The sequence below is a fragment of the Actinosynnema sp. NPDC002837 genome (genome assembly GCF_040295345.1).
In the GTDB taxonomy this organism is placed as follows: Bacteria; Actinomycetota; Actinomycetes; order Mycobacteriales; family Pseudonocardiaceae; genus Actinosynnema.
Window position 1 is genome coordinate 34100 of record NZ_JBEOVG010000087.1, and the last position, 6000, is coordinate 40099.

General features: G+C 72.7%; 8 protein-coding genes. 6 read left to right on the forward strand and 2 right to left on the reverse strand.

The annotated features are described in order from the left end of the window. Positions 1 to 37: 37 nt before the first annotated feature. Complete coding sequence (locus ABTZ99_RS36585) at positions 38 to 583, forward strand: ArsR/SmtB family transcription factor (RefSeq protein ID WP_499617797.1); 546 nt, start codon at positions 38 to 40, stop codon at positions 581 to 583. Between the two features lie 5 nt (positions 584 to 588). On the opposite strand, the gene ABTZ99_RS36590 is transcribed toward ABTZ99_RS36585, so the two are convergent. Further along, complete coding sequence (locus ABTZ99_RS36590) at positions 589 to 1587, reverse strand: EamA family transporter (protein ID WP_499617798.1); 999 nt, start codon at positions 1585 to 1587, stop codon at positions 589 to 591. 32 nt (positions 1588 to 1619) lie between these two features. Between ABTZ99_RS36590 and ABTZ99_RS36595 the strand changes: the two genes are divergently transcribed. From ABTZ99_RS36595 to ABTZ99_RS36605, 3 genes are all read left to right on the forward strand, one after another. Then, positions 1620 to 2117: a MarR family winged helix-turn-helix transcriptional regulator gene (locus ABTZ99_RS36595; RefSeq protein WP_498786640.1), complete on the forward strand. Its 498-nt coding sequence runs from the start codon at positions 1620 to 1622 to the stop codon at positions 2115 to 2117. Between the two features lie 168 nt (positions 2118 to 2285). Continuing rightward, a complete protein-coding gene (locus tag ABTZ99_RS36600; RefSeq protein ID WP_498786638.1) occupies positions 2286 to 2744 on the forward strand; it encodes a DUF4383 domain-containing protein in 459 nt (152 codons plus the stop codon). Between the two features lie 19 nt (positions 2745 to 2763). After that, entirely contained in the window at positions 2764 to 3201 is a 438-nt protein-coding gene (locus ABTZ99_RS36605; protein ID WP_499617799.1) for a DUF6292 family protein, read from the forward strand. Positions 3202 to 3393: 192 nt separating this feature from the next. On the opposite strand, the gene ABTZ99_RS36610 is transcribed toward ABTZ99_RS36605, so the two are convergent. Continuing rightward, entirely contained in the window at positions 3394 to 4566 is a 1173-nt protein-coding gene (locus ABTZ99_RS36610; RefSeq protein ID WP_498786634.1) for a glycosyltransferase, read from the reverse strand. A gap of 245 nt (positions 4567 to 4811) precedes the next feature. On the opposite strand from ABTZ99_RS36610, the gene ABTZ99_RS36615 reads away from it, so the two are divergent. Then, positions 4812 to 5054, forward strand: a complete 243-nt coding sequence (locus tag ABTZ99_RS36615; RefSeq protein WP_230568605.1) for an acyl carrier protein — start codon at positions 4812 to 4814, stop codon at positions 5052 to 5054. 144 nt (positions 5055 to 5198) lie between these two features. Then, positions 5199 to 5780: a metallophosphoesterase family protein gene (locus ABTZ99_RS36620; RefSeq protein ID WP_499617800.1), complete on the forward strand. Its 582-nt coding sequence runs from the start codon at positions 5199 to 5201 to the stop codon at positions 5778 to 5780. Positions 5781 to 6000 lie beyond the last annotated feature (220 nt).

Genomic DNA, 6000 nt, shown 5'->3' on the forward strand with positions numbered 1-6000 from the left:
CGCGCGCGGCAAGGACGGGTGGGTTAGCCTCTGCGGCGTGCCGGCCCCGCCTGATCACCCCGCCCGCGACGCGACGGTCGAGGAGCTGAAGGTGCTCGCGCACCCGCTGCGCTGGCGCATCCTGCGGTTGTGCTGGGACCAGGCGTTGACGAACAAGGAGCTGTCGGACCGGCTCGGCGTCGCGCCGGCGACCGTGCTGCGGCACGTGCGGGCGTTGGTGAAGCGGGACTTCCTGGCCGCCGAACCGGTGCGCAGCGGCACGCGCGGCGCGTTGGAACGGCCGTACCGGGCGACCGGCCGGACGTGGCGGCTGGGGTTGGTCGACGTCGAGGGCGAGGGCCTGGTCCAGCGGGTGGACCTGGCGATGCTCGCCGCGCACCGGGCCGAGGTGCTGGAGGCCGGGCCGGACGCCAACCGGGACAGCGCGAGGGGCGTGCTGCGCCTCGGCGCGGCGTCCCAGGCGGAGCTCAACGCCCGGTTGACCGCGCTGATCACCGAGTTCGTCGAGCGTGACGAGGCCGACGGCGAGCCGTTGAGCTACCTGTGGTCGCTGGTGGCGCGCCCCGGGTTCCGAGAGGGCTGAACGCCTCAGGTGGTGGTGTCGGAGCGCTCCCGCCCTCCAGTGCTCGAACCGGTGGCGGCAGCGGCTTGCGCACCGGAAGGTCCTCGACGTCGTCGAGCACCCGCAGTGGCGCTGTCCGCGCGGGATGGAGCCGACGCCGCCCTGCTCGACGTCGGCCCGGTCCGCTGTCCGAGCAGCACGCCGACCGGCACGAGCACGAGCCCCAGCACCTGGTGCGCGCCCAGCGACTCGTCCGCCACCAGCAGACCGAGCACGACCCCGGTGACCGGGTTCAGCAGGCCGATCAACCCCACCGTGCCCGCCTCCAGGTGGCGCAGGCCGGTGAACCAGGCGACGAACGCGACCGCCGTGGCGACGACGGACACGTACGCGAAGCCGAGCAGGGTGGCGCCGGTGAGCGGCGGGGGAGCGCCCTCGACCACGAGCGCGGGCCCGACGAGCACCGCGCCGCCCGCGACGAGCTGCCAGGACGTCATCGACAGCACATCCGCGCCCGCGCCCCAGCGCTTCGTCAGGACGTGCCCGAACGCGGACAGCGCCATCGCGGCGACCGACACCACGACCCCGAGGGGGTCGACGGCGTCCACGCCCGAGGCGAGCATGAGCACCACGCCGACGATGCCGGTGAGCGCGCCCAGCACCGCCCGGCCACGCGGCCGTTCACCGAGCAGCGGCCACGCCAGGGCGATCATCACGACCGGTGACGTGGCCGTGATCGTCGAGGCCAGGCTCGTCGGCAGCAGCTGTGCGGCGAGGTAGACGAGCGCGAAGAACGCGCTCATGTTCACCGTGCCGAGCACCAGCGACCGCCACCACCACCGGCCACGAGGGCGTTCGCGGCACAGGAGGAGGAGCAGCACGCCGGCGGGGAGCGCGCGCAGCACCGCTCCCCACAGCGGGTGGCCGGCGGGCAGGAAGTGGTGCGTGACGTAGTACGTCGAGCCCCACGCGACCGGCGCGATCGCCGTGACCAGGCCCCACCGGATAGTTTCCACGGAAGACATTTTAGCTTCCGTGGAAGCTATGCTGTGGTGTCATGGAACTCGACCGCGTGGCCCGCATCCAGGCCGAGTGGGCCCGGGAACGGCCGGACCTCGACGTCACGCCCCAGGGCGTCATCGGCAGGCTGCACCGCCTCGCGGCCGTGCTGACCGAGCAGCTGGCCGTCGTGTACCGGCGGCACGGGCTCGGCGAGGGGGAGTTCGACGTGCTCGCCGCGTTGCGCCGGGCCGGCGCGCCCTACGAGCGCGCGCCGGGGGAGCTGGCCCAGCACACGATGGTGACCACGGGCGCGATCACCAAGCGCATCGACCGGCTGGAGCGCGACGGCCTGGTGACGCGCAGGCCGGGGCACGGCGACGCCAGGCGGCGCGTGGTCGCGTTGACCGAGGCGGGCCGGCGCGTGATCGACCAGGCGTTCACCGAGCACATGGCCAACGAGCGGCAGCTGCTCGACGCCCTCGACGCCGAGGACGCCGGGCGGTTGGAGCAGATCCTGACCACGTGGCTGGCCCGGTTCGAACCGCCGCGCTGACCGCCGTTGTGCTCGCCGTCGTGGTCGCTGTCGTGCTGGCTGTCGTGCTCGCCGTCGTCCGCCCCGGTGGTTCGGCCGGTCGGTGGTCGGGCCGGTCGTTTGCGCGCACCCACGTCGGGTAGTCGGACGGCAACCGAAGTGGGTTTCCGCGAGGCAACGGGAGTCGACATGTCCAGACCCGGCACAGCGACGACACGCACACCGGTCCAACTGGCGGCGGCGGTGGTGGGCGCGGTGTTCCTCGTGGTCGGGATCGCCGGGTTCATCCCCGGCATCACCACCGACTACGACACGATCCAGTTCGCGGGGCACGAGTCGCAGGCGAAGCTCTTCGGCGTGTTCGCCGTGTCGATCCTGCACAACATCGTGCACCTGGCGTTCGGCGTCCTCGGGCTGGTGATGGCCAAGACGGCGCGCAACGCGTTCCTGTACCTCGTCGCGGGCGGCGTCGTCTACCTGCTGCTGTGGTTGTACGGGCTCCTCGTCGACCACGACAGCTCGGCCAACTTCGTGCCCGTCAACACCGCCGACAACTGGCTGCACCTGCTGCTGGGCCTCGGCATGATCGCGCTCGGCTTCGCGCTGGGCCGCTCGGCCCGTCCGGCTCGGGCCGACGGGACCGGGTGACCCGGGGGACGTGGCGAGCGTGACCCCCGAATCCGGGTCCGGGTCCGGGTCCGAATCCGGGGCCGAGGACACGCCGACGCGTGGCCTCCAGCGGTACGTGCGGGCCGTCGCGGTCGAGCTGGGGTTGGCGGGCGAGTGCTGGCGCGCCAACCCCGGCCCGCCCGCGACGGCCTGCCTCGACGTGGACGGGAACCTGCCGTCGTTCCCGGGCCGCGACTTCGCCCTGCTGTGGGACGAGGAGTACGGCTGGGCCGCCGCCGTCCGCACCCGGCCGGCCGAGCAGCCGGTGGTGATCACCTACCGGGGCGGCGACGTCCTGCCGCCCGCGCCGGAGGTGGCTGCGTACGTGGCGGCGCTGAGGCGTGGCGACCACCCCGGCGACCCGAGGCCGATCCGGTTGCGCGCTTACGGCACGCCGGACGACCTGACTGACCGCCTGCGCACCTACCGGCCGTGAGCCGGCCACACCGCAACCTCCCCGCGCCCGCGCCGAGCTGTGCCCGTGCCGACCTGTGGCTGCGCCGAGCTGTGGCTGCGCCGAGCTGTGGTTGCGCCGAGCTGTGGTTGCGCCGAGCTGCGGGCGCGGATGCGGGTGCGGGCGTTCGGTCCCGGTGAGGGAGCGGTGGGGCCGGGGTGGTGAGAGGCGCGGTCAGCCGTCGTTGAGGGAAGACTCCAGCGCCTCCGGTCGGCCGGTGGCCTGGCGGTACACGCGGACCGTCTCGGCGGCGATCCTGGTCGTGCTGTACCTGGCCTCGACCCGGTCTGTGGCGGCGATGCCGTAGGCGTCGCGGCGGGCGTCGTCGGAGAGCAGGGGCCGCAGCGCGCGGGCCAGCGCCCGTGGGTCGTCCGGTGGCACGAGGAGACCCGTGACGCCGTCCACGACGATGTCCGTCGCCCCGCCGACGTTCGCGGCCACCACCGGCACGCCGCACGCCATGGCCTCCAGCGGTGTCACGGCGGCGCAGTCCGACCCGGCGCAGACCACCACGTCGGCGGACCTCAGCAACGCGGGCATCGCCACCTGCGGCACGCGGCCGACCAGCCGGACCCGGTCGCCGACGCCCGACGCGCGCGAGTGCTCCCGCAGCCGACGCACCTCCTCCGCCCGACCGCCCACGACCACCAGCTCCGTCTCCCACACCGACCGCAACGCCGTGATCACGTCCTCGGCCCCGACCACCGGCGAGACCAGCCGGTGCCGCAACGGCCGGTTCAACCGCGGCCCGTCCGGCTTGAACCGCTCGACGTCCACCCCGGGAGGCACGACGGCCAGCCGCGCTCGCGGCACACCCATGTGCACCAAGTGCGCCTTCTCGTCCGTGCACAGCGCCACGACCCGGCTCGCCTCGCGCCCGATCAGCCGCTCGGTGGACAGCCGCGCCTCCGGCACGCCCTCGTCGCCCGCCTGCTGGGCCACCACGCCCAACGAGTGGAACGTCTGCACCACCGGCACGTCGAGACCGTTGGCCGCCAGCACCGACGCCACGCCCGACGTCCAGTAGTGGGCGTGCACGACGTCCGGCGGGTCGGCCCGCCACTGCGAGCGCAGGAACCGGGTGAACTCGTCCAGGTGAGGCAACAACTCGTCCGGGTGAACCGGGCTCGGCGGCCCCGCGGTCACGTGCACCACGTCGTAACCGAGCCGGGTGCGCACCACGTCGGGCGGTCGAGGGGAGTCACGTCGGGTGTGCACGACGACCTCGTGCCCGTCCGCGACCAGTGCCGCCGAGAGATCGGCGACGTGGACGTCCTGACCGCCCTCCTCGGCATCGCCGAGCACGGGCAACGGGTTCGCGTGCGCCGAGACGACCGCGATTCTCATGGGGTTCCTCCAGCCGATAAAACGGCTCGCGCCAGTCCAAGGCTGTCGTCTCAACCCGGATCGCACGCTACAAGCAACCACCGACCCCTGCCACTCAGCGCGACCACGTCCGGGTGGTGGTGGGGCGGCCGGTGATGTTGACGGTGACGTTTGACGGTGATGTCGAAGGTGATGTCGACGGTGGTGCGGTTGGCGGCGTGGTTGGCGGGTATGGCACAGGACGACCGACCGACAGAGGAGGGGCCATGGCCACCGGGGAGACCGGATTCGACGACGTCAGCTACGACCTGATCTCCGTGCAGTACCACGCGCTCAAGGCGGGCCACGACTACGGCCAGTACGTCCGGGACGCGGAGAACGCGGGCAAGCAGGAGATCGCCACCTTCTTCCGCCGCGTCATGGAGGAGGACTCGGCGCGCGCCAAGCAGTGCCACGAGTTCCTCAAGGAGTTGGCCGCGAGCGGTGACGCGGGTCCGGCCCTGACCTGAGCCGGAACCGGACGGAGTTGATGCGGGCCGGCGTTGATGCGGGCCGGAGTTGACGTGTGGCCGGAGTTGATGTGGGGCCAGGGTTGATGTGAGGCCAGGGTTGATCGCTGCCGGGCTGAGCCGGCGGGTAGTAGGTTCCGCGCCATGCGGGTAGTCGTGCTGTCGGACACCCACGCGCCCCGGCGGTGGAAGTCCTGTCCCCCGGAAGTGGCGAAACACCTGCGCCACGCGGATGTCATCCTGCACGCCGGTGACGTCTGCGTGGCGTCGGTGTTGGACGAGTTGGCGCAGTACGCGCCGGTGATAGCGGTGTGCGGCAACAACGACGGGCCGGACGTGGTCGAGTGGGGCGCGCCCGAGACGGTGGAAGTCGACCTCGCCGGGCTGCGCGTGGCGATGATCCACGACAGCGGCCAGACGACCGGACGGGTTGCCCGAATGCGCCGCCGGTTCCCGGAGGTGGACCTGGTGGTGTTCGGCCACTCCCACATTCCGATGGATGTCACCGGTGAGGGTGGTGCCGGTGCCGGTGCCGGTGCCGGTGCCGGTGGCGGTGCCGGTGCCGGTGGCGGTGGCGGTGGCGGTGGCGGGGGTGGTGCGGGTGGTTTGCGGGTGTTCAACCCGGGTTCACCGACGGACCGCCGCCGTCAGCCGCACGGGACGATCGGGTTGCTCGACATCGAGGACGGGGAGTTGGTGTCGGCGCGGATCGTGCCGGTGACGTGAGGTGACGTGACGTGAGGTGAGGTGGGGGGCGACGGGTGCCGGGTCGGTGGGGGTGGGCCGGTGGGGTCGGGTTGGGTGGGTGGCGGTTGGGTTGGCGCGGTTGGGTGGGTGGCGGTTGGGTTGGGTGGTTGGGTTGGGCGGGGCGGTGGTGGTCTCGTTCGGCTCGATTTGACATGGGGCCCTTACGGGCACCCCAGGCAGGCCAAAGCCGGGCAGGCCT